Source organism: Echinicola marina (assembly GCF_020463795.1).
GTDB classification, from domain to species: Bacteria; Bacteroidota; Bacteroidia; order Cytophagales; family Cyclobacteriaceae; genus Echinicola; species Echinicola marina.
In genome coordinates this window covers 2,317,246-2,343,117 of record NZ_CP080025.1, presented here as the reverse complement: position 1 = coordinate 2,343,117, position 25,872 = coordinate 2,317,246, and the positions used below count along the sequence as shown (strand labels likewise).

Sequence of the window (25,872 nt, the reverse complement as noted above, 5' to 3'; positions counted from 1 at the left end):
CTACCATTTCTGATTTTACCCCCCTTCAATAAGGAAAAAAAATTAAATTACACTAGGATACTCTATCCAGTTCGAATTTTACAAAACTTTATTCGGCTACAATTCAAGCAATTACAGTGACCTACTTAGCCTTTCAATGTCCTTACAGGTCTTTTTGATCAAAGTCAACTGCTCTGTCAATAGCTGATCTTCCACTACTCCACCAGAACTAAGCAATTCTTCGGCATTGTCCAATACCCCAAAATCCACTTCAAAACCACTTTCACCCAAATGTGTTAAGCTCCTCAATAAATAGTTTCTGGACCTTTTGACCAAAACAAACTGGGAGGAAGAAGTAAGCTCCTGTTTAGCCTCAATCAGACTATGGGACAGTGAAGAAAAATAAGAAGACAAAGTATTGTTGAGCACCACTAATTTGAGCATCAATTCATTATTCTTTTGTTGCCGCTTTGGCTCATCCAACATCCTTTGAAAAGCGGCAGAAAGTTTTGCCGTTTGCATAAACATCCTTTTTCGCGCAAGACGATAGTCCAGCTCATTGAAGGCTTCTGGCTGAACGCTACTGATAATCTGTGACAAATAAACTAAATCCGCTTTCAAACTGTCTTTTAACAAGGATTTCATCCCCCCATATTCCCATGTGGGCAAAAAGTATTTGATAAACACAAAAGAGATTCCTGAGGCCAATAATATATCCACAACCCTCTCCCTAGCAACCTGCAAATCATTGCCCGGATATAAAAAACCAAAAACAATAAATATAAATGGTGTCATAAACACCACGCTCCAAAAATATCGAATGCGAATAAAGGCATTGGCGAGGATAATCAAGAGTACCAGAATAAGCATCCTCAGCGTGTAATCCTCCACAAAATATAAAATCAAAATGCCTGATATACCACCCACAAGTGTCCCCACAATCTGATTCAAACTGCGTTTTTTCGTCAGACTGAAATTTGGCCGCATGATCAACAAAATCCCTAAAACCACCCAGTAACTGTTCTTTCCCAAAAAAGAAACTTGTGATAGGAGGAAGCCCACAAAAGCTGCCGCTGCTAACCTCAGCGCATATCTAAAAACAGGAGATTCAAGACTTAAATTGTCCCTGATCAATTTCAAAGAAAAGCTTTGCTTCCCCACAAACCTGGACAGGCTTTCCTCCCAAGTCTGGGGGATAAAGGTAAACTGCTCTTCATAAAAGTAATTCTGAATATCCTCTACCCTATTGCTGATTGCACGCAGATTGGCAAAAATCCTGTTCAACACCAATGTTTTCACTCCCTTCGCTCCCAAACTATCTATTTCCGCTTTCAATCCCTCCAATGCAGCCTGTCGGGTTTCATTTTTTTTAGGTTTTTCATTAGCGATCAGGGCATAGCCCAGTAGGGACAGATCATCCGCCACCATTCTGATCACCTTCCCAAACATTTCCAAGATCCCATAGCGTCCATAATCCTTCCTGAGTTGCTCATATTCATAATGGGAAGAAATCATTTGGTCAAAAATATCAAGGATATCTACAAATATGACTATCAGCAATTGTTCGGGCTTAATGGATTCCTCCATCTTTACCCTTGACTTAAACAAAATCTCCCTGACCGTCTCCTGATGCTCGATCACCGAAACCTGCAATTTGGCCAATTGGCTATTGTTCTGCTCTAAATTTTCACTGGGGAAATAATACCTCGACCTGACAATTAAATACTTGGAAATTCGCAGCACACATTCTCCCAAAGCCTGCTGCGCAAGTCTAAATAGCCTTACCTGGGAGATAAAGAGGCTGAACAAAGTATACCACACCCCTCCTATCAATATAAAAAAAGCAAACTTAAGACTGCTGGCTCCAGTACTGATGGCCCCCATGGATATGGCCATAACCAGTAAACCCGCCAAGCCAACAGCCGAAGCCCTGGCCCCATAGACTGTTATCATAGAAAACAAAAAGCAAAATACAGGGACTTGAATGGCCTGCAGATATACATTTGTATTCAAAGAAACGGTCACCAAAGCACTGAGAAAGATACTGACACAGCTGGCCAACATTCCATTTCTCCTATAGGCCCTTGGTCCTGTGGTGTCTGCCAAACTTACTATAAGGGCTCCCAATGCCATATAAACCCCCAACACATAATTCCCTTGCAGATAAAAGACCAAGAAAGGCAACATCATTCCCAGAGCGACCCTTACACCATCTGTGAAATATTGACCACGAAATATGCTTTTTAAGATTCCTGCTTTCAGAATGTTTTCAGTTTATACCCTCAATAAATATCCAGATTTTTCATGGAAGCACCCAAAAACAAAAACGTATTTTTCAATGAACTCTACACCAATAAAAACAGGTACCTGAAACACAATCTGTTAATCCCCCAAATCCCTACTTAGTCGCTCAATATCCTTGCAGGTCTTTTTGATCAGCTTCAACTGTTCTGTCAACAGCTCATCTTCAGCTTCAGCCCTTGAAACAAGCAAGGTATCCGAACGATCTAAAACGGAAAAATCCACTTTATAAACCTGTTCGCCAAAATGCTCCAAACACCGTAACAGGTAATTCCTTGCTCTTTTGATCAAAACAACCTGATCGTGGGAGGAAAGTGTCATATCTGACCTAATCAAACTGGTAGAAAGCGTAGAAAAATAGGAGGACAAAATATGGCTGAGCACAACAAATTGGTGTAAGGATGCTTTCTTTTTCTGCTTACTTTTTGGTTCATCCAGCATCCGCTGAAATGCAGCGGACAAGTTTGCTGACTGCAGGTACATTCTTTTTCTGGCCAACCTGTAGGCGAGCTCATCAAATCTATCCGCATCTAAGCGCTTAATCACCTGGGCCAGGTATTCCAATTCCGCCTTGACCACCTCTTTCATCAAATGTCTGAATCCACCATATTCCCAACTGGGGAAAAAGAAATTACTGGCCAAATAAGCTAGACCTGAACCAACAACGGTATCAATGATCCTCTCACGGGCGATAAGAATATTGGCATCTGGATACAAAAAACCATATACAATAAATATAAATGGTGTCATAAAGACCACACTAAGTACATATTTGATCCTCAAAAAAGAATAGGCCAGCACCATCAATATCACCAAAATCACAAAGCGCGCCGTATGGTCCTGCACCAAATACAAAATCATAACACCAGAAACACCACCTATCAAAGTCCCTATTATCCTTTGGGCATTTCTTCTTTTGGTCAAACTAAAACCCGGTCTTAAAATCACCAAGATGGTCAATACCACCCAATAACTATGATGGCCCAAGGACAGCTGTAGAGAGATCAAAAAGCCAACCAAACAGGTCACAGACAGCCTCAAAGCATGCCTGAAAACAGTGGATTCAAAAGTAAGATTATCCCGGATCAATTTTAAAGAGAAATTTTGGTGCCCTACAAACTTGGAAAGGTTTTCCTCTCTGGTCTGGGAAATAAAAGTCAGCTCTTCCTTATAAAAATAATTAAAGATATCATCCACCCTTCTGCTGATAGACCTGAGGTTGGCCTGGATCTTGCGCAGCATCAGGCATTTTACGCCTTGCCTTTCCAAATCTTCAATTTGGTCCTTTAGCCTGGCAAGGATGACTGTTTTGGAAGACTTCTTTATGGGCTTTTCATTATTGATCAGCGCATAGCCCAAGTCCGAGAGCTGATCACTTATCAGCTGTATTCCCAGTCCGATTTCCTTCAAAACCCCATACTTCCCATAAATTTCTCTTAAACTTTTGTACTCGTAATGGGAAGACATCATTTGCTCAAAAATATCCAAGGTATCCACAAAGATCACAATCAACAGCTGACCTGACTTGATGGAATCCCCCACCTTAATCCTGGTATTATAAAGCATCTGCCTCACACTTTCCTGATGCTCATGAACCAACACTTGGGATTTGGCCAAATCCTGATAATTCTTGGAAACATCCACTTTGGTATCATAGAAATTGGCCTTTAATTTCAGATAACTGGCTAACTGCAAAACACATTCACCTAAGGCTTGCTGAGCCACGCGATAAGGCCTGATCTGCATGATAGACAGGCTCAAGACCATATACCAAACCCCTCCGGCAAGAACCAATAGTGCATAAAGCCAAAAAGCTGCCTCTGTCTTTTGAGAATCTATGGAAATGGCCATGGCCAATAAAGCACCCGACCCAACAGATGAAGCCCTAAGCCCATAGACCGAAAACATGGCAAAAAAGAAGCAAAAGACCAAGATCTCTATCGCCAATAAATACACATTGACATTTAGAATTCCTGTGATCAAGGCTGCCAAAAAAACGAAGCCACAACTGGCCAGCATCCCAGTTCTTCTATGCTCTTCAGGCCCTGTACTATCAGAAAGGCTCACAAAAAAAGCCCCCAGGGAAATGGAAAGACCGGTTCTAAAATCACCCATCAGGGAAAAGACCAAAGCAGGAAGTAACACGCCCAAGGTCATCTTCACCCCGTCAGCAAAGTACTGACCAAACAAAAAACTTTTTAATTCTACAGGTCTAAGAATTGCCATTCCTGAATTTTGATTCCAAAATTTAAATATCCCCAATTATAGGCGATTCACCTAATGAGCTGAATTATTTTAATAGTCTAAAAATACTGCTATTTTTACCTTGAACAACACCATCAGTTTTTAATATGAATAAGTTCAGCTTTTTAATTTTATTCCTGGCCTACTTCCTTTCTGGCTGCAGTTGCAATCCCGAAGCACTCATTGAGCTAATCGCCAATTCCAGTATGTTCAAGGGACAAGGTGAGGTAATGGCCATTGGGCATTTTAACCGAATTGAAGCCAATTTCCAAAAAAACCTTAGTGAGCAGCAAAGTAAAATTGAATTGAGACTTTATAATGGGAAATTACCGGAGTTATACGAAAATGAAGCCAATATTGCCCGAAAATGTGCCAAAGCATATATTGAAGCAACAGAAAGCCAAGACTATAAAGAAATAGAAATCTTTATCATCAAGACTTCCGAAGAGATTCCGCCTCAAACCCTCTACCAAAGCAGCTATCTATTTGAAGTAGCTAGCCTTTCAGAGGAATAAATAAGTAATTGGTTAATCAAAAGTAAAATGCAATTAATAGGGGACTTTTCTAATTACGCCTCATCTCAAAGGGCAACACCTCACTTTTAATTTACTATCATCGAAAATTCTTCATACCAAATTATCTGATAAATAATATGCAGCAATATAACTATCACCAAAGACCTCAAATCCCAGTTTCCACTGGTGATTGGATCATTACCCTTATAATTTCAGGCATTCCTTTTTTAGGTTTTATCATGCTTCTTGTATGGGCATTTGATAAAAGCACGCCTATTAGCAAAGCCAATTATGCCAAAGCAGCATTAATTTTATGGGCAATCGGAATAGCTTTTGTAATTTTGTTCGTAGGCATTATTGGCCTAAGTACATTTCCTTTACTATTTCCACAATACAGCTAAATGAACATTAAAGCCCTTTGCACAGATATAGACGGCACTTTTCTCAATAAAAACAGGGAAATTTCTGAGCGTACCATTGCTGCCATCAAACAACTACCTGAAGATTTTCCCGTCATTCTGGCTTCTTCCAGAATGCCCAGTGCCATGCGACATTTACAGGCCGACCTTGGCAGGCTCCAAAACCCCATGATCTGCTATAATGGGGGCTATATTATTCATTTTAATGGAAAAGAAGAAAATTTCGAGCTGTTGGACTCCGTAAAGATATCTCTTGATATTGTGGAGCATATCGCTTCCTTGGCCAAGGGAACGGACATTCACATCAGTCTTTACCATGAGGACGAATGGTATGTTCCTCAGGATGATTTTTGGACCCAAAGGGAAATTACCAGCACTAAGGTAAATCCAGTAATCAAGGGCTGGGAAGAAGTCAAAAGTCATTGGAAGGACAAGCAGGCGGGGGCGCATAAAGTCATGTGTATGGGACCTGTCGAGCAAATAGACTCTATTTTCAGTATCCTGGAAAATGAAAAAAATGGAGATTTACACCTGTACCGCTCCAAAGACACCTATATTGAAATTGCCCCTAAAGCTATTTCAAAAGCCAGTGCCTTAGCCCTTTTGCTCAATGAGAAATATGACATCAAGATGTCAGAAGTAATGGCCTTTGGTGACAACTATAATGATATAGAAATGCTAAAAGCTGTTGGCCATGGAGTAGCGGTAGGCAATGCCAGAGAAGAAGTCAAAGCTGTAGCCAATGAAATTACCGCCAAAAACACAGAGGATGGAGTAGCCATGATGATTGAAAAATATTGCTTGTAAAGCTTCCCAAAAACACAAAAACACCAATCAACCTATAATGGTAATTGGTGTTTTTGTGTCCCCAATTGTCTTGATTCTACTCTATACTTTCAAATGTGTCATCTAAGATGCCACACTTACCTCCCTCTTTTCAATCCTCTTTTTTCTGGCAGGCTTTTTCTTCATCTTATTGATCCAAATCAATGTTCCAGTAATTGGTAAACTAGTAGCAATCAAGCAAGCAATAAAATAAAGCAATTTGCTAAATCCACCATACACAGAACCAATATGTAGTGCCTTTATGGACCTGGCTATTCTTTGATTAAACGGTTGATCTGAAAAAATCTGAATATCATTGACCCCTGCGGTTTTAATATCCAAACTCACCTTGTCCCCTGCCGCGGGGGCAAAAAATCCCACTTTATTTTTCGAGATTTCTAGCTTACTATTGGCATCTTGAGGAATGCTGATCCTGTATTCTCCATCGTAGGGCAAATTTTCGTCCACGACTTTGATATACTCTTCAAAAGCCAAAAAAGAAGGTATTTCTGCCTGATGTTCTTCAGCATCATTTCCCTTCATGGCTTGAGGTGGCCCACCATGTCCACCTCTCTGGCCTGAGGCCTGGTAGGTCCCCAGTGTTTTTTGTAAGGCTGTACGGTACCATGGAAAAGACCATTGCGGACCTGTCAAGCCCATGATCAATAAAAATAAAAAAGAATAAAAAGCCAATGTATTGTGCAGATCATGATTGGCGCGTTTCCAGCTACCATTCAACTTCAATTTTAATCCCTGCTTCCAACTCTTCAACTTTTGAGGAAACCAAATCACTATCCCAGTAATCAATCCAATTGTAAACAATATAGTGGCTGTTCCTGAAATATAACTTCCCAACTTTCTATTTTCCAGTCCTTCGAAAATTGGTTCTTCTATTTTATCCAATAATAACCATCTGTGCAGACTGAACATGTCCCGCATAAAGCCGGCTATCGCATTTTTCTCCTCTGAATTCCCTACAATTTCCCCATTATACGGATTCATATAATACGTCGTACCAAATCGGCTCCGGCTTCCTTCTTCCTTAACGGAAAATTGATAGGTTCTCTCATCTGAATAAGGAATCGACACATTGGTAATATTTCCATCCACCTTACTGGATAGACTTCGAATCAAGTCTTCCACTGCTAACTTATTTTGTCCATCTTCCTTATCGATCCAATGAAGATGAGAGCTGAACATCTCCTGCAGTTCTGTATTATAGACATAAATGGTTCCTGACAAACAAATAGGGATGAGCACCAAAGCTCCTGCTAGGCCTACCCAAAGGTGGACATCATTAAAAAACTTCCTGACCTTTTGCCAATTGGTCTTTTTCTTTTTTGTCTTCATCTTCTTCAATTTTATAATCGTTAGCGTCTGGATTAGAATAATACTACCGGCACTTCCGAAAGGCTCATTCTAAGCAAAATAAACATCTTGGATCACGAAAAAACTACAGCCATTTTCAACTTACCTCTAAATCCATAAGGCCCCTGTACCAACCTTAGATGGTACAGGGGCAATATCAATGCACTAAGCTTATTTCTAAAATACGCCTATAAAGTGATTTCCTGGTTTATTGATCAATTTAGCACCTACAGATACTTCCCCAGTCTGGCTGTGAAGCACATAAACATTACCATCTTTACCCAAAGGAGCTACGGCTACCAATAAATCATCTCCACTTACCAGAAAACCTTGGTATTGATTGAACCTCACATCGGGATCATTTGGAATACCGTCTACCAATGCGGCAGATTGTTGGTTTAGATCTATTCGAACCAAATGTCCCTGGTTGTCTTCACCATGGCGAATCACGGCATATCCGATTCCCTTATTCACATATTTCCAAGCATCCACATAAACGTCTGTCAGACCAAGGGCCTCATCAAGGCTTATAGAGAAAGAATTGTCATATTCATTATCTGGGGTAATTCTTAGAATATGAGAACCATTGGTATCCCTATTTGTCGCCTGATAAATATAGCCGTCTTCTGCAAGGTGGTTCACATTACTTCTATAACCGGAGCAGTCACCATTGGCTTGGGTAGAGGTAATGATTCTAGGGTTTTCCAAAGAGGGGTAATCCACTACTACAGTCTTTGTCCCCAATCGCTCCCAGTCGCCTTCCCTTTCACCAGTAGCAGGGTCATATTTACGCATCCATGTACCGATCAATAATTTATCACCAGCTTGGTTCAGCACTGGTGCATCCAGTCTAAAAATACAGTGTCCAGCCAACTCTTCCTCTGCAGTCAATGGCAACTCATACACCTTATAGTCCTCTATATAATTTTCCTGTAAGTTCAGGTCCAACACAGTAGCTGTTCCTCTGTAGTATTCATATGGAACAGTTTCATCGGTTGCGTTATTTGCAGCAATATCAGCTACATTTACGGCAATACCGTTTTTGTCACCATTGAACAATTTACTCCATCTTGGACCTGTTCCTACATATTGAGAGATATTTACCGGTACATCTTCCTCTATATAACTGCTACCTCCGGCTACTTTAAACCTAGAATACTCCCCTCCATTTTCACCACCATAAGCTATATTAAACATGGTACCTCCATCTTCAGATACCTGTAATCTGGCTGTACGATTCGATTTTACCGGAGTACCATTATCAAACACATTAATTTCCTTTTCTGAGTTAATGGCATCCTCATAGCTTACCGCAAAAATCTTGGTACCACCATTTCCATCACCAGGATTTTCTCCCATAACTGCTCCTGCTATAGTGACCCAACGATCTGCTTCCAATCCACTATCTGGAGTTATATCTTCTTCATTATTACAGCTGGCCATGGAAACTACAGTCGCCGCAAGTCCAAATTGAAGAATTCTTGATCTTAAACTGTTATAATTAAACATTTTATCGTTATATAATTGGTTAAAAATTTATTAGAAATTATTGATTGAATAATTGATTTTAAGATAGAAAGCACGGCCTGGCTTTTGCACTGCAAAATTGTCATAAACCTGCTTATCAAATATATTTCTACAGTCTGCACTGATAGAAAGTCTTTGATTTGGGAGGATATAGGTAGCCCCAAAATCATGGACATATTGTCGAGGAGTTCTGAAATCCTCTATTTCCAACCACGTGGTGTAAAACCTCTCCACAAAACTAAAATAATGCGATAGTCTCAATGCGGACCCACTTTGGAAGATGTCCCTGACAGTATATTCAAGCGAACTATTTACCGTAAAGAAAGGATCATTGGGAATCTGCTGATTATAATGATCAAACACATTACCATTAGCATCATATTTTGTATTATATACAGAATTGAACTTGGAGAAATTCAGGGTGGCCAACAGGGCCTTTTTATAGGAATAGTTGACCTGTCCCTCAAAACCTATTGCCTTGGTCTTTCCTAGGTTTACAAAGGGAGCTGTCTGTACGGCATCATTGATCCTATCATTGATCTCACGAGTAATTTTATCCCTAGTATCCCTGATAAAACCCGTTCCTGAAAAGGAAAACTCATGTTCGTTACGCTCAAAGCTTCCTAATTTGAAACCAAGGTTGAAATTATTGCTTATTTCAGGCCTGATACTAAGATTTTCCACTATATTTTCACTGGGGCTTCCAAAGATTTCCCCTTCAGAAGGCATCCTTACCGCCTTTTCAGCAGAGGTCAGTATTAGCAGTTTCTTGGTAAGCCTGAATGAATAAGCCATACCATAGCCTTTGGTATTTCTTTTACTGGAAACTCGGTCCTCAACACGTACGCCATCTTCCAGTGCCGGATCCATCTTATTGATCCCCTGCACATAATATTTGCCAAAAAGGTTTCCTTTTAGCCGGGATTGCATCAGATTGAATTCATAGCCCAGTGAAGTGATGTACTTTTGGAGATCTCTGGTACCGATAAACTCCCGTTCCACGGCACTTCGCATCATATCCTGCTCATACCTATCGATATTGAAATAGGATTGGGACAGGATCAGCTTATGATGTTCATTGACATCATAGTTGGCACTCGCACGGAAAGTGCTTATATTTCTATCGATGTGATTGATAGTAGGAACTCCCTGCTGGGCACCTTCTGGTCGTAAAATAGGTTCACCATATTTCCCTAGGCTTCTTTCACCAAACCAATTATAATTCCACTTTACGGTATCTGTCACCACTTCTGATCTCTTGGAAAAAGAACCATTGAAATTAAGGTCAAGGCCTTTGGTAAGTAGATCCTCTTTGGAGTAGTTCAGCCCAAAGACATTTGATTGCGATGTAGTAAAGCGACCTTTGTAAGGAATAGACATGTAGGCACCATGCTGGATTTCATTATAATCATCTGAGCCAGTATAACTAACAAAAAACTGATCTGCCCAACTCACATTAGAAAAACCAAGGTCGATTTTTCCTCCCACAGACCTATAGCTATCATTAAACCTTTTGGCGCGCACATAATCATATCTTCCATTGGGCAAAATATTCCTGACAAATTTCCCCCAAACCTCATAGTCATTGTCAGAGTAGTTGTGAAAGGCAGAGATTTTTGCAGTAAATCCAGAGTTTTCATCTCGGTAAACTGCATTCAGGTTATTTTGAAAAGTATTGAAAGAGCCGTAAGAAACGGAAGCTGATAGGTTATTGGCCACTCCTTTTTTCAAGATCACATTGATGGCACCGCCCAGTGCATCATCCGCAAGGTGGGCAGGTATCACTCCCTTATAAATCTCTATGCGATCAATTAGAGCTGGAGGAATACTATTCAAGCTAAACGAAGGTCCATAGGTAGAGATCGGCAGACCATCTATAAATATGCGGACAGAACCGCCTGTCATCCCATTAAGGTTATAATCCACCCGTGAGCCTAGGCCTCCATTCTGTCGTACACGGACCCCTGCTGTTCTATTGAGCAGATCGTTGGTTTGTACAGATTGCAAGGCAGCCTTTTCGGTTTCCACTACCTCTACCGCAAAGCCCTTGGTTTCTATTTCACTTTTGACAGACTGCCCCTCCACGATCACCCCATCAAGTTCAGTGGTCGACTCTGCCAAAGAAAAATCCAGCTGAAGAACAGCATCCCCACTGTTCACCAATACTATCTTTGAATGGGCCTCGTAGCCCATGCACGAAAGTTGAAACTCAAAACTCCCCTCAGGCACATTAAGAATCTGATAACTTCCATCCAAGGATGATATGGCGGTCAAAGGACTGTCTTTTACCCTTATAATGGCACCAGGAACAGGTTGAGACTTTGAATCAAATATCCTCCCCTTTACTGTTGCTGCATCAACATCTTGACAGAAAGCAGTAAGCCCACAGAAAATCAGCAAAATTCCTATGCAAAATTGTATACCTGTTCTATGTAAAGACTTCCCCATACTATCTGTATTATTGTTTAGTTGGATTTCAATTGAAAATTCATCCCTCCTCTTATTCTAAAAAATCAGAAATAAGCCTAAAACCCTCTGTCTTATTTAGACTTAATCTAATTGAATGCAAAAATATATCACCATAAGCTATCTTGCAATACTTATTTAGATTTATTTTTAATAAAGAAAAAAATATTAGCTCAGACGCTCAAAAACCCCTTATATCGAATGATATTTTTTAAAAATTAGCGCTCTTCAAAAAATAAAAAACAGACTATACGGACCATGCCCGCCAAACTACAGTATCCCTTCTCCTCCATCACTTTCATCCACTGCCCTGGAAAGAAATTCATTGAACCTATCCATTTTCCCATAAGCATCAATACATATAGCCACTAAGCCCTTAGATAAGACCTCGCTATCTGTCAACGCTTTGGTGACTATAAAACTCTTCATCCTCAAAAAGTCAATATATGGATGCTCAGAAGGGTAATCCCTAGGAGATGTCTTGAGCTTTTCCCCTTCTATCCCCCCAAATGCATCTTTAAAAGACTTCGCTTCAATGATCTCCTTTAATTCTGCCCCCGAATAATCTATTTCTTGCCGGATCTTCTTCAGGACATCCGAAGCGGGCATCCAAATCCCTCCTGCCAAAAAACACTCTCCAGGTTGTAGGTGCAAATAGTACCCTGGGAGTGATGATTTTTTACCCCCTGGAGAAAAATATGCTCCCATATTATTCTTATAGGGTTCTTTGTTGGCACTGAACCGAATATCCCTGTTTTGTCTAAAAATACATTCCTTTGGTTTTAGGATGGCGAAGCGCGGATCCATTTTACTTAGCTCTGCTAATAATTCTCCTACAGTAGCTAAGAACCCCTCCTTTACTTCCAAATACCAATTTCTGTTCGCATCCATCCATTCTTTGCTATTATTAGCAGCCAATTGTTCCAAAAACTTCAGTGTATCCTTTTTCATCTTAATTATGCTTGATCTTTACAAAACCAGTCTTTAAAGTTAAAGTTTATTTTGAGCCCATTGATATAATTTGTTTCCCAATCAAACATGCCCTTCCAAATTCCCATCATGATCATGTATTAATAATACCCCTATTATTGCTTAAATACATCATAGGAACAAAAAACAGGTCTTGTCCAAGCCCTTTCATCGATCAAACTACGTAGAAATATAAATTTTACGTAAAATTAATTACGTATTTTTACTTATTTTAAAAATAATAACTTACCTTAGCATCAGTAGTTTTCAGTAATTCAAAGAAAACCACAAGCTGCTCAATAAAAGAGGATCCAATATTCAGTAAAAGGAATGAAAGTATTAGGATCCTCTTTGAACAGTATAATAGCTCATAGTCATCAGCTATAAACCTAAAATAATCCTGGCCATACCATATTTTACCTGCAAGTATAAGTACGTAATTTAAAATAACTACTAGCAGAAAATAATTGGTCCAGTAGCATGTGATTGACAGATCGGTTATACGGGAAAAGGTTGGGGCCTTTCAACTAGATGAATTTTCAACTGGAAGAAACGGCCAAGCCTTTTTATCAAGGCTGTCAGCCGGAATAGTAAAGTAAATTCTCTTTTAAGTTTAGGAACTATCCTTAAGGTCTAACAAAAAAAAGATTTAACCATTAACGCATTATTGACATGAAAAAAGTAGCCACAAAAGCCACCTCCATCAAGTTGTTGGATTTTAAAACCCCACAGATGCGGGCCTTTCACCTTTCTTGGTTTGCCTTCTTCCTATGTTTTTTTGGTTGGTTTGGCATTGCCCCCCTGATGGCAATCGTCAGGGAGGAATTGGACCTTAGCAAGGCCCAGATTGGAAACATCATCATAGCTTCTGTAGCTATTACCGTCATTGCCCGCTTACTCATAGGATGGTTAGTGGATAAAATAGGCCCTCGGATCACTTATACCTATCTATTGACACTCGGGTCTATTCCTGTCATGCTGATAGGCTTGAGCAATAGCTATGAATCCTTTCTATTGTTCAGATTGGCCATTGGGATCATCGGGTCTTCATTTGTGATCACTCAGTACCATACATCCGTAATGTTTGCCCCAAATGTAGTGGGCACGGCCAATGCCACATCAGCTGGCTGGGGAAATATGGGTGGTGGAGTTACCCAGATGGTAATGCCGATGATTTTCGCTTTGTTTGTATCGCTTGGATTTTTAGATGAGCAAGCATGGAGATACGCTATGATCGTACCAGGAATTGCCATGATCTTATGCGGTATAGCTTATTACAAATGGACCACAGATTTTCCAGAAGGAAACATTGCTGACTTAAGCAAAGCTGATTTGGACTATAAAAAGAACAAAAAAGCTGATGGCAAAGGCGCCTTTAAAGCAGCTATTACTGACCACAGGGTATGGGCCTTATTCCTAATTTATGGCGCTTGCTTTGGTATAGAATTAACGATCAACAATATTGCCGCCATTTACTACCACGACTATTTTCAATTGGACATAAAAACCGCCGGATTGATTGCTGGCTTATTTGGCCTGATGAATCTATTTGCCCGTTCTGTAGGCGGGATGTTTGGGGACAAAGCAGGAATCAAATGGGGATTGAAGGGACGTGTAGGGCTGTTGGGCGTAGTGCTTTTGATAGAAGGACTTGCCTTGATCCTCTTCGCACAAATGACCATTCTTCCATTGGCCATAGGCACCATGATCCTATTCAGCCTCTTTGTACAAATGGCCGAAGGCGCCACTTTCTCCGTGGTACCATTTATCAATAAAAAGGCCATAGGCACCATTTCAGGCATAGTAGGTGCTGGAGGTAATGCTGGCGCCGTAATGGCTGGCTTTCTCTTCAAAATGGAAGGCATTTCCTATGGACAGGCCTTGACTGTATTGGGCATAGCTGTGGCAGCGATCAGTGCCAGCACATTATTGGTTAGGTTCTCTGCTGAGGATGAAAAAGTAGCCCAGTATGAATTAGAAAAATCTCTAGAGGAGAAACAATTACAACCTGAATACGCAAATAGCTAAGCATTAACCCCCAGAGCAATGTCAACGACAAAAGCTGAAAGTTATAAAAGCACTTGTTCCTACTGTGGAGTAGGTTGCGGAATAATCGTCAACAAAGACAAAAAAGGCCGCGTAACCGTTGAAGGTGATCCCGAGCATCCAGTGAACCGGGGCATGCTCTGCTCAAAAGGCATGAACCTGCATTATGTGGTAGAGGATAAGTCAGACCGGCTACTCTATCCTCAAATGCGCTGGGGAAAATCACATCCCTTGGAAAAGGTGGATTGGGACACTGCACTTAACAGGGCTGCCGCCGTATTTAAATCTATCATAAAAAAACATGGGCCAGATTCGGTAGCTTTTTATGTTTCCGGACAGTGCCTTACAGAAGAATATTACCTGGTCAATAAACTGACCAAAGCTTACCTACAGACCAATAATATAGACACCAATTCGCGGCTATGCATGAGTTCGGCCGTGATGGGTTATATAAAAACCTTGGGCGAAGACAGTGTACCGATCTCCTATGACGACATCGAATTAGCAGACTGTTTCCTTGTGGCTGGCGCCAACCCTGCTTGGTGCCACCCTATTCTCTGGAGAAGAGTAGAAAAGCACAAGGAAGAAAACCCTGACACCAAAATAATTGTCGTTGATCCAAGAGTAACCCAGAGCTGCTCCTTGGCAGACCTACATCTTCAAATAAGACCTGGTACGGATGAAAGCTTATACTTGGCCATAGGACGCTGTATAATAGAACAAGGAGACATTGACCTGGACTTTGTACAACAGCACACTGATGGTTTTGAAGCCTATAAAGAATTGGTGATGCAAACCAGCTTGGAAGAAGCGGCAGAGATCTGTGATGTTAAAGTAAATGATATAAAGCTCGCGGCCTCCTATATTGGCAATGCCAAAGGCTTTCTTTCACTATGGGCAATGGGCCTTAACCAAAGTGCCGAAGGAGTCAATAAAAACCTTGCCTTAATAGATCTCAACCTTATTACAGGCCATATAGGAAAGCCAGGATCAGGACCATTTAGCCTTACTGGCCAACCCAATGCTATGGGCGGAAGGGAAGTTGGGGGCATGGCCACACTATTGGCCTCCCACCGAAACCTGCTCAATCCAGAGCACCGAGAGGAAGTCGCTAAATTCTGGAACGTAGACAGTCTTCCTGACAAGCCCGGCAAAACGGCCACGCAAATCTTTGAAGGCATAGAAGATGGTTCGATAAAAGCCCTATGGGTAATTTGCACCAACCCATTGGTCAGCATGCCCAATGCCACTCAGGTAGAGGCGGCCATGAAAAAAGCCAAATTCGTAGTAGTTCAAGATATCTCCAGCAAGGCTGAAGCTATCCCCTATGCTGACCTAGTTCTCCCAGCAGCAGGCTGGGGAGAAAAAGAGGGCACCATGACCAACTCAGAGAGAAGGATTAGCTACCTCAACAAATTCAACGAGGCTCCTGGCGAAGCCCTTCCTGATGCTGAAATATTGATCCGATTTGCCCAGAAAATGAATTTCGAAGGATTTGATTTTCAAGATATGGGAGCGGTGTATGCGGAATATTGCCAATTGACCAAGGGCACCAATATTGATATTTCAGCTTTGGATTATGAATACCTGAAAAGCAAAGGCACGGTACAATGGCCCTTCAAAAACAAAGAGGAAGGCGGAACGGCCAGATTGTTTACTGACAAAAAATTCTTCACTCCCAATGGCCGGGCCCAAATACTGGCCAATGGACCTAAAAATGATACTGAAAAACCAAATAAGGATTTTCCATTGATCCTTACCACTGGCAGGATCAGGGACCAATGGCATACCATGACCAGAACAGGTAAGGTTTCTAAACTTAACAAGCATATCCCTACACCCTTTTTGGAAATCCACCCAGAGGATGCCCGAAGCAGGGGAATCAAAGATGGCGAAACCGTCCTCATTTCAGGAAAACGAGGAGAAGTAAGGGTCCATGCACAGGTAAGTGAAAAGATCAAAAAAGGTGTGGTATTTCTTCCAATGCACTGGGGGAAAATCCTGAAAAATGATTTCTCCAGAACCAATAACCTTACGGGAAACGGAATAGACCCAGTATCCAAGCAGCCTGATTTTAAATATTCGGCTGTGCAGGTAGCTAAATATGTCAAACCAAAACAAAAACTGCTGATAGTAGGTGCAGGAGCTGCTGCTTACCGTTTTATCAATAGTTACAGGGAGTTTAATCAAAACGATGAGATCCATGTGTTCTCCAAAGAAAAATACCCCTTTTATAACCGGGTACTTTTGCCAGATTATGTCAACAGGCATAAAGCATGGGAAGACTTGCTAAAGTTCAAATCCGATGAGGAAATGAACAAGTTAAATATCAAACTTTATATTGAAAATGGGATTGAATCCATTGACCGTTCGAATAAAACAGTCACCGATGAAAAGGGCTTGGTCCATCATTATGACACCTTAATTCTGGCCACTGGAAGTCGAGCATTTGTTCCTGCCGATGTCCCTATGCATTTGCCCGGCATTTTCACGATGAGAAGCCGGCAAAATGCCGATCAACTCAAATCCTACCTGAACTATCAAGGACATGTCCTAATTGCAGGTGGAGGCTTATTGGGACTTGAATTAGCTGCAGCCTTGCGAGAAATCAACATAGATGTTACCATCGTTCAGCTGGGGTCAAGGCTGATGGAACGCCAACTAGACCCTATGGCCAGCTCTCTTCTTCGCGAAAAAATTGAAGAAATGGGCGTACAGCTCTATATGAACAACCAAGTATCCCATCTCGACAGTAATGAGGCTGAAAAAAGTGTTACTGTAAGTCTGAAAAGTGGAAAAACCATCCATTGTAATGCAGTGGTCTATGCCATCGGTACCCGTCCCAATATGGAACTGGCCAAATCATCAGGACTGGATTGTGGAAGAGGTATAAAAGTAAACGATTATCTCCAGACCAGTGATCCATCCATTTTTGCCATGGGAGAAATCGCCGAGCATCAGGGCAAACTAAATGGCATCACTGCTGCAGCAGAAATGCAAGCTGATATAGCAGCCAGGTTTATCACAGGGGACTTGCTGAGCATCTATAAGGGTTCTGTTCCAATGAACATTTTAAAATTTGCTGACCTAGACCTTTGTTCCATCGGCATACCAGAAATTCCTGCCAATGCAGAGGGCTATGAAGAAATCTTATTGATTGACACGGCACAGACTTACTATAAAAAATGTATCGTTTATCAAGACCGTTTGGTGGGAGCTATCTTAATGGGGGATAAATCAGAATTTGCAGAATTTAAGAGCCTGATTGAAGAAAAAACGGAGCTGTCCAAAAAACGACAAGAATTACTTAGAGGAAAATCCACTAAGGAAGAATTGATTGGGGAAATGGTTTGTTCATGCGGTAATGTAGGCACAGGCAATATCAGTAAGGCGATACAATCAGGTTGCCATGAATTCAGACAACTCTGCCAACAAACGGGCGCCGGACTGGGCTGTGGCAGCTGCAAGCCAGAAGTCAAAAGCATACTGGAAAAAGAATTGCCCGCACTGGTCAAAGTATAATGTATTCCTGTCCCTTGAGCTTGACTATCGGCCCTTTGAAAATCAAACCGTTAAGTTTAATACCGGGAAGCAAATACATTTTCGACCTGAATCACTCCAACACTATTAGGATAAAACAAACCAGCATCCTTCACAATAAAACCATAACTTTACCACAGCAAAAGCTATAAAAAAGATGCAAAAAGCGGATTTAGTAAGGGTATTTGTAAAAGGTGGCATCATCTCTCCAGGTGATTTCCTTAAAACCATCAACACAGCTTATGAACTTGGAACCAAATACATTCATTTAGGCTCTCGTCAGGACATCCTATTTCCTGTCAAGGATAAAAACCTGCAAAGTCTGGAAGACACTTTTAATGCGATCAATACGGCTTACGACACAGATGGTGAAGAATATCATAATATCGTAACTTCTTATACAGCCTTGGATGTGATGCCTACGACGCATTGGCTGGCATCGCATACCTATCACTATATTCTGGACACATTTGATTATCAGCCCAGGCTCAAAATCAATATCACAGATCCGGTTCAGAGTTTAGTGCCACTTTTCACTGGCAATATCAATTTTGTAGCATCCTCTATTGACAACTATTGGTTTCTATACCTGAGATTTTCAGAAATTGATCCAAAACCATGGTGTGCCCCTGTTTTAATTTATGGCTATGACTTGGCCAAAGTGGCAAAGGCCATTGAAGGAATAAACCCTGTAGAAAGCCATTTAAAATATAACGAAATCTTCCAAAAAGCTATTTCGCAAACTACCCCAAACACCAATCCTATAGAACAGGAACTAGACTATCCTGAATCCAATTCCCCTTATTATGAAGGCATGAACAGGATTGTAGGTGGAAAATATTGGCTGGGGCTGTACTGGAGAAACAACAAATTCACCATCAACTTCCTTAAGGCCCTATGCGAGCTTTGTATGGAGACCAATATTGGAAAAATTTGTATCACGCCTTGGAAGTCCATTATTGTCAAAGGTATTGCTGAAAAAGACCGCCTAAGCTGGGAAAAACTGCTCGGTAAATTTGGTATCAATATTAGGCACAGTTCGCTCGAACTCCACTGGCACCTTCCTGTACTCGATGAGGAAGCACTCAATATTAAAAATTACCTGGTGCGCGCCCTGGACAAACAAGACATCAGCACTTATGGCTTGAGTTTTTCGATAAAAACCAAGCATATGGCCCTTTTCACCTCTGTTGCCATAGAAAAGGCTAGCAAGGAAAACCCTAATGACCCGGATACATTTAACATCTTATATTCAAAAGATTTTAACCCCAACCTCTCTGAGTATTATTTCTATGCCAAAAATGTCCCAATAGATACTATTCCCCCGTTGCTTATAGAACTGAGTTACAAATATTATGACCAGCTGGAGGAAAGAAAAAATCAGGACAACAGTGACAGCGATCTTAATTCAGAGCAAAAGCACCATAAAAAATACCAATGCTCCAACTGCATGACCATTTATGATGAGAAATACGGAGATCCGGATTCGGATATATTGCCGGGAACTTCGTTTATGAAATTACCAACAAATTATTGCTGTTCCGTTTGTGAAAGTCCAAAATCTGCTTTTAAATTGATCACAAAATAATTTAATGGATCATGAAACTAAGGATCAACAATAACTCTATCAGACTTCGCCTTAGCCAAACTGAAGTTAAGGAAATAGGCAAAGGAAATTCGGTCACTGAAAACCTATATCTTGGCAATAATAATTTGGCCATAGCCTATAGTCTCATCCCCGACGAAAAGACACCAGCTATCTCCGCCCATTTCTTTGGGAATGAACTCAAAGTTTATGTACCCAAAACTCTTTCAGATAATTGGGCTGGCTCTGAGGAAGTCACTATGCGGCATATGCAAAATGAGGGCGATGAACATCAAAATTTGATTTTAATAGAGAAGGATTTCCAATGCCTACATAAAAGACCGGACGAGGATGAAAGTGACAGTTTCCCCAATCCTAAATCTGAAGAAGATTACAATAATTGCAATTGAACTTTTGTGATTTTCACCCACAGCATATCTTTGAAAATCTGCAGAACAAAAAACGGGCTATTTCAAATGTACAGGTCATTTCATACCTGTCTGCCGCAGGCGGGCAGGTTCGATATGCATCGCTTTTAGCCTGCTTTCCACAAGCAAACAAATCCTTATAAAGTAATTGAGACTGTATCACTGCACTCCGGATGACTTTTTGTCCAATGGACTAACGGCCAGCCAAAATTATCACAATGATTATACGGCTATTAAAACTTGATATCTTCTTCCCATAATCTAAAACCACCTTTGAAGGCATTTTTATTGGTGCCTAAACGACATCCTTCGGGAACCTTGGAAAGGTGTTTTGAATTCCCTCCACCCAGTACAATCTCATCCGGTTGGAAAGCCCTGAAAAAATGCTCAACGCATCTGTTCACATGCTTCTCCCATTTCTTTATCCCATTTTTATAGAAATAGGACTTGCCCAAGTATGCTTCAAAGGTTTTTTTTCTATAAGGTAAATGAGCCGCTTCCATCGGTATAATTGTATTGTTCACTACCATGGCAGTCCCAAGGCCTGTCCCTAAGCCCATAAAAAGCATCTTCTTACCTTCATAACTCCCCAAAGCCTGCATGGCCGCATCATTGATGATTTTTATGGGACGGCCAAAGGCGCCTTCAAAATCATAAGTTTCCCAGCCATGGCCAAGATTTATTGGTTCTGTTAAAATATTATTGTTTTTGACGATCCCCGGAAAGCCCATGGATACCACATCATACTCCCAATGAGAAGCTTGCTCCTTTACCAGAGGGATCATTTCTTCAGGTGAAAAATCACTTCCTGAGGGAATTTTTATTCTTTCCTCTTGGCCTGTGGCTAAAATTTTAATATTTGACCCTCCGATATCAATTACAAGTATTTTCATAAAATCAAATATAATAAGTCCAATGAAAATATTACCCAAAACAAGTGCTTTACATAAAGAACAAAGCTATATTTTTCAAACTAATCATTAAACCTACTCTATTTACACAAAAAACTCACTGCTCCATATACAAAGGATCAAGGTGTTATGACTATTAGATTAGAACTAATTTATCTATTCCTAATTGGCATCATTCAAATCCAGTAATCCTTCCACATGTTGGCTGATCATTGGATTTCCTTTATAATCCACCCTCGCAGCTCCCTCGACATCAATGGACAATTCTTCGGTGCAAAAGACCTCGTAGTCTCCACGCCCAGCAATTTCAATGACCGTTTCATTTGTCAACAATCCAAAATTGTTTACTTCTACGTTTCCTTCTCCATATAACACCTGCCTATCTATCTCACCAGAAAGTTCCAAATGAAATTCCCCATAGGAGTTTATTACTAATTCCTCCAAATCAAGACTTCCCTCACTCCTTACCGTGCTCAATCCATCGGAATTTACTTTTCGAATATTAGGCAATGTAGCCACCACTACGATTCCCTTATTAGTCTCCAAACACCTAACATTTCCCTCTAAACCAATCCTAAGTTCATTTTGGCTTAGCCTATAGTCCAACACATCCATCAATTGAGCTTCTGCCATTACCTTTAAAGAAGCTTGCTCATCTTGGATAATTACAAGATCAATGGGCCCAACAAGAGACACCTGATCAAAAGCCCCCAAATCCAGCTCATAAGTCCTTACACGTCCATCTCCTTTGATACACAAGTGATCATTTTCACAGGAAAAGGAGACCAATGTCAAAAGCAGCAGATAAATAATATTCATTTTCATAGTACATTGATTATAAAGAAATGAAATCCACCAATGAAAAGAAGCTCACTTTAGGCCATGAATTCACAATCCTGTGAATAGCTTAATTGGGTAACTTCTATTTTCATTTTTCCATCTGTACCAGAAAGACACCTAATGTAGGCTTATCCCCTATAGCTGTTAGGAATTTACTGACGCTCAAAAATCATTTTACATCACTCTAAGTCAAAATAACCCGGCTCCGTCCAGACTGCAAGCATTTCCGCCACAAGCATTAAGAATATCGAAGTGACCCAACAGCCAAAAAACATCAGAAAATACATCTCCAAAGAAATATCAACAAATATCCTTAGCACAAATGGAATCAAAAAAATGACTATAGCGATTCCCCTCATCACCCTTACAAAACTACCTATCCACTTATAGTTGCCTAAAACAGGTGCAACTTGAAAACGAAGAATATTGGGTTCATTGATCATGGTTACTTGGGTTTTGGTTAGTACTAGACTTCTACCGAACAGGTCATTACGATATAGAAACACCCTATTCATAACATATTATTTACAAAATATTCTGTAAAAATCCTATAATATCGCAAAATCATTACACACAAATAGCAGTTCAATAAGATTGATTTCAAACAAAATACGGATCAAGCAATATTTCTGGGGGGGATAATTTCAAACTTAAATTTTGTCTTCCCTTGTCAGATTAAGCGTAGTTGAATTAATCAACCTGCCTAGACAGCCAATTGCGTAAAAGGATGAACGCAGATATATTATAAATAAGCATATCCGTGTTCATCTTTATCCATCTGTGGTTATAAATAGCCATATCAAAGCTAAAATAGACTGTTTTCCCCCAGCTTTTCGGCTTAATCCCAAAATACTTAACCAGTACCAAAAAATTGCAGACTTCCATTTAGATAAAATATTGGGACTTGTAAAAAGCCAATTATGCTCCTTAACTTTATATAAACAATAACGAAGCCATGGATAATAGCGTAGAAATTAAATATTGTACCCAATGCAGATGGATGTTAAGGGCCACTTGGATGGGGCAAGAATTATTGAGCACATTTGATGGAGAAATCAAACATTTGATTTTAACACCTGGAACTGGTGGTATTTTTGAAGTATGGGCCAACGGCAAATTGGTCTGGTCAAGAAAGGAAAAAGGACGTTTTCCTGAAATAACCGAAGTGAAACAAGTTGTCCGCGATGAGATAGCTCCCGAAAAACACCTTGGACATGCTGACAAAAAGAAGGATGGAAAATAATCATGAAGATCCCATTTCATTATTGCTCTTATTATATAGTTTCTCCCAAAACTAACCCATCGCCCAAACCTTTGCTTACCCGCTAGACCTGTTTCTATTTTCTACAGCTACCAATTGGTCCATGAATTTTTCCAATAAACTATATAAATCCAAAACCTCCTCCCCAACCACCCGAATCAGTCAAATTATTGACAATAAACACTTTAAATACAATTCACAGACGAAACATAATAGATTTTATCTATAGATCCATAAAAACAATCAATTGTATTTATTACAATAATACGCAAGCGGCTCACTAATATTGCAGAAGCAAAACATCAACTAAATCCTTTATCTATGAAAAACACATTCGCATTTTTCTGGCTGATTGTACTAGCTTTTATGCTACCCGCTTGTCAGGAAAAAAGTACTGACCAAGAAACGGTCAAAGCAGATGGACATTCCGGAGCGACTAAAAAAAGCAAGTCGAATATTAAAGCAACCAGCAATAGCGACTGGTGGCCTAATCAGCTAAACCTAAGCATACTTAGACAAAACTCTTCACTTTCAAACCCTATGGACAAGGACTTTGATTATATAGAAGAGTTCAACAGCTTGGATTATCAAGCGCTAAAAGAAGACATCAGGAAAGTATTGACAGACTCCCAGGACTGGTGGCCTGCAGATTTTGGTCATTACGGCGGTTTATTTATCAGAATGGCCTGGCACAGTGCTGGTACCTATAGAACTGCCGATGGACGAGGCGGATCCCGTGCTGGACAGCAAAGGTTTGCCCCTTTGAACAGCTGGCCTGACAATGCCAACCTGGACAAAGCAAGAAGACTAATCTGGCCTATCAAACAAAAGTATGGGGATAAAATTTCATGGGCTGACTTGATGGTACTTACCGGAAATGTAGCTTTAGAAGATATGGGTTTCAAAACCTTTGGTTTTGCGGGAGGCAGAGAAGACGTTTGGGAACCTGAAATGGATGTTTATTGGGGGGCCGAAAAAGAATGGCTTTCCGATGAAAAACGATATTCTGGAGACAGAGAATTGGAAAATCCATTGGCAGCTGTACAAATGGGCTTGATCTATGTAAATCCAGAAGGTCCAAATGGTAATCCTGATCCACTTCTAGCGGCAGAAGATATCCGACAGACATTCGGAAGGATGGGTATGAATGATGAAGAAACCGTAGCCTTGATTGCGGGTGGTCATACATTGGGCAAGGCCCATGGTGCCGGGCAAGCCTCCCATGTTGGCCCAGATCCAGAGTCTGCAGATATAGAAGAACAAGGTTTTGGCTGGAAGAGCTCCTATAAATCCGGAAAAGGTGCTGATGCCATCACATCTGGACTAGAAGTAACCTGGACACCAACACCAACCCAATGGAGTCATTTGTTCTTTGTAAGTCTTTTCGAAAACGAATGGGAGCTGACCAAAAGTCCAGCAGGTGCTCACCAATGGGTAGCCAAAGATTCGGACATGACTGTTCCTGATGCCTTTGACGAAACCAAAAGACATCAACCAACTATGTTTACAACCGACCTGTCTTTAAGGATGGATCCAGGTTTTGAAAAGATCTCAAGGAAATTTTATGAAAATCCTGAAGCGTTTAATGAGGCTTTCGCTAGAGCTTGGTTTAAATTAACCCACAGAGATATGGGACCTAAAACCACCTATTTAGGTCCTGAGGCTCCAACTGAAGACCTAATCTGGCAAGACCCTATTCCTGCAGTAAATCATCCTTTGATCAACAAAAACGATATCGCTAAGTTAAAATCAGAGATATTGAACGCTGGTTTGAGCATCAGCGAATTGGTATCAACAGCCTGGGCTTCAGCATCTACTTACAGAGGTTCCGACAGAAGAGGCGGAGCCAATGGAGCAAGAATACGCTTAGCTCCTCAAAAAGACTGGGAAGTAAACAATCCTGAACAATTGGCAAAAGTATTAGGTACCCTTGAAAAGATACAAAGCAACTTCAATGCAAAATCCGGTGCAAAAAAAGTTTCTTTGGCAGACCTCATTGTACTTGGTGGTGATGCAGCAATAGAAAAAGCTGCTGCCAATGCTGGATACCCTGTAAATATTCCATTCGTACCTGGCCGAATGGATGCTTTAGCAGAGCAAACAGATGTGGAGTCTTTTAAATTGCTTGAACCAATGGCCGATGGGTTCAGAAATTACTTAAAAACCCAGTATACCATTTCTACCGAAGAATTGTTGATAGACAAAGCACAGCTACTCACCCTAACTGCTCCTGAGATGACTGTTTTGCTTGGAGGAATGCGCTCTCTAAATGCCAATTACGACAATTCGGATTTTGGTACTTTCTCTAGCAAAAAGGACGAACTAAGCAATGACTTCTTTGTAAATCTACTGGACATGAGTACTGAATGGAAAGCAATAGATGATACTAAAGAGATTTTTGAAGGTAAAGACAGAAAAACTGGGAAGGTAAAATACAAAGCTACCCGTGCCGATCTTATCTTTGGTTCGAACTCCGAATTAAGGGCCTTAGCTGAGGTTTATGCAAGCAAAGGCTCCAAGGAGAAATTCATCAAGGACTTTGCAGCGGCCTGGGACAAAGTCATGAAACTTGATCGATTTGATCTTAAATATCCCCAAGACTAAATAGCAATTAAAGAAAAGTAAAAATTAAATCAGCCGCATAAAAT

18 protein-coding genes are annotated in these 25,872 nt (G+C 40.6%); 9 read left to right on the top strand and 9 right to left on the bottom strand.

What is annotated here, in order from left to right:
• Window positions 1-111: 111 nt before the first annotated feature.
• Window positions 112-2,169: an FUSC family membrane protein gene (locus KZP23_RS09865; protein ID WP_226336075.1), complete on the bottom strand. Its 2,058-nt coding sequence runs from the start codon at window positions 2,167-2,169 to the stop codon at window positions 112-114.
• Window positions 2,170-2,361: 192 nt separating this feature from the next.
• Window positions 2,362-4,506, bottom strand: a complete 2,145-nt coding sequence (locus KZP23_RS09860; protein WP_226336074.1) for an FUSC family membrane protein — start codon at window positions 4,504-4,506, stop codon at window positions 2,362-2,364.
• A gap of 125 nt (window positions 4,507-4,631) precedes the next feature.
• On the opposite strand from KZP23_RS09860, the gene KZP23_RS09855 reads away from it, so the two are divergent.
• From KZP23_RS09855 to KZP23_RS09845, 3 genes are all read left to right on the top strand, one after another.
• On the top strand, window positions 4,632-5,039 hold the full coding sequence (locus KZP23_RS09855; RefSeq protein WP_226336073.1) for a hypothetical protein: 408 nt from the start codon (window positions 4,632-4,634) through the stop codon (window positions 5,037-5,039).
• Between the two features lie 137 nt (window positions 5,040-5,176).
• Window positions 5,177-5,440 carry a hypothetical protein gene (locus tag KZP23_RS09850; RefSeq protein WP_226336072.1) on the top strand — a complete coding sequence of 88 codons (264 nt, stop codon included), beginning with the start codon at window positions 5,177-5,179 and terminating at the stop codon, window positions 5,438-5,440.
• Window positions 5,441-6,265, top strand: a complete 825-nt coding sequence (locus KZP23_RS09845) for a Cof-type HAD-IIB family hydrolase (protein ID WP_226336071.1) — start codon at window positions 5,441-5,443, stop codon at window positions 6,263-6,265.
• Window positions 6,266-6,367: 102 nt separating this feature from the next.
• Here KZP23_RS09845 and KZP23_RS09840 read toward each other — a convergent pair whose 3' ends face one another.
• From KZP23_RS09840 to KZP23_RS09825, 4 genes are all read right to left on the bottom strand, one after another.
• Window positions 6,368-7,633: a PepSY-associated TM helix domain-containing protein gene (locus KZP23_RS09840; RefSeq protein ID WP_226336070.1), complete on the bottom strand. Its 1,266-nt coding sequence runs from the start codon at window positions 7,631-7,633 to the stop codon at window positions 6,368-6,370.
• A 195-nt stretch (window positions 7,634-7,828) separates the two neighbouring features.
• Window positions 7,829-9,160 carry a hypothetical protein gene (locus KZP23_RS09835; protein ID WP_226336069.1) on the bottom strand — a complete coding sequence of 444 codons (1,332 nt, stop codon included), beginning with the start codon at window positions 9,158-9,160 and terminating at the stop codon, window positions 7,829-7,831.
• A 30-nt stretch (window positions 9,161-9,190) separates the two neighbouring features.
• Window positions 9,191-11,626 (bottom strand): TonB-dependent receptor, encoded by a 2,436-nt coding sequence (locus KZP23_RS09830; protein WP_226336068.1) that lies wholly within the window; start codon window positions 11,624-11,626, stop codon window positions 9,191-9,193.
• A gap of 288 nt (window positions 11,627-11,914) precedes the next feature.
• Window positions 11,915-12,595, bottom strand: coding sequence for a DUF2461 domain-containing protein (locus KZP23_RS09825; protein WP_226336067.1), 681 nt, complete (start codon window positions 12,593-12,595; stop codon window positions 11,915-11,917).
• Window positions 12,596-13,285: 690 nt separating this feature from the next.
• On the opposite strand from KZP23_RS09825, the gene KZP23_RS09820 reads away from it, so the two are divergent.
• From KZP23_RS09820 to KZP23_RS09805, 4 genes are all read left to right on the top strand, one after another.
• Window positions 13,286-14,641, top strand: coding sequence for a NarK family nitrate/nitrite MFS transporter (locus tag KZP23_RS09820; RefSeq protein ID WP_226336066.1), 1,356 nt, complete (start codon window positions 13,286-13,288; stop codon window positions 14,639-14,641).
• Window positions 14,642-14,659: 18 nt separating this feature from the next.
• Window positions 14,660-18,181 (top strand): nitrate reductase, encoded by a 3,522-nt coding sequence (locus KZP23_RS09815; protein WP_226336065.1) that lies wholly within the window; start codon window positions 14,660-14,662, stop codon window positions 18,179-18,181.
• Between the two features lie 175 nt (window positions 18,182-18,356).
• Window positions 18,357-19,787, top strand: a complete 1,431-nt coding sequence (locus KZP23_RS09810; protein ID WP_226336064.1) for a rubredoxin — start codon at window positions 18,357-18,359, stop codon at window positions 19,785-19,787.
• 11 nt (window positions 19,788-19,798) lie between these two features.
• Window positions 19,799-20,194 carry a DUF7009 family protein gene (locus KZP23_RS09805; protein WP_226336063.1) on the top strand — a complete coding sequence of 132 codons (396 nt, stop codon included), beginning with the start codon at window positions 19,799-19,801 and terminating at the stop codon, window positions 20,192-20,194.
• A 251-nt stretch (window positions 20,195-20,445) separates the two neighbouring features.
• Here the strand turns inward: KZP23_RS09805 and KZP23_RS09800 are convergent, their stop codons facing one another.
• From KZP23_RS09800 to KZP23_RS09790, 3 genes are all read right to left on the bottom strand, one after another.
• Window positions 20,446-21,105: an ROK family protein gene (locus KZP23_RS09800; protein ID WP_226336062.1), complete on the bottom strand. Its 660-nt coding sequence runs from the start codon at window positions 21,103-21,105 to the stop codon at window positions 20,446-20,448.
• Between the two features lie 180 nt (window positions 21,106-21,285).
• Window positions 21,286-21,948, bottom strand: coding sequence for a GIN domain-containing protein (locus KZP23_RS09795; RefSeq protein ID WP_226336061.1), 663 nt, complete (start codon window positions 21,946-21,948; stop codon window positions 21,286-21,288).
• 194 nt (window positions 21,949-22,142) lie between these two features.
• The gene (locus tag KZP23_RS09790; RefSeq protein ID WP_226336060.1) at window positions 22,143-22,478 is read right to left on the bottom strand and encodes a hypothetical protein; all 336 of its coding nucleotides are present in this window, start codon (window positions 22,476-22,478) and stop codon (window positions 22,143-22,145) included.
• A gap of 440 nt (window positions 22,479-22,918) precedes the next feature.
• Between KZP23_RS09790 and KZP23_RS09785 the strand changes: the two genes are divergently transcribed.
• Both KZP23_RS09785 and katG read left to right on the top strand, forming a co-directional pair.
• The gene (locus KZP23_RS09785; protein ID WP_226336059.1) at window positions 22,919-23,206 is read left to right on the top strand and encodes a SelT/SelW/SelH family protein; all 288 of its coding nucleotides are present in this window, start codon (window positions 22,919-22,921) and stop codon (window positions 23,204-23,206) included.
• A gap of 384 nt (window positions 23,207-23,590) precedes the next feature.
• Window positions 23,591-25,828, top strand: coding sequence for a catalase/peroxidase HPI (gene katG, locus KZP23_RS09780; protein ID WP_394370981.1), 2,238 nt, complete (start codon window positions 23,591-23,593; stop codon window positions 25,826-25,828).
• Window positions 25,829-25,872 lie beyond the last annotated feature (44 nt).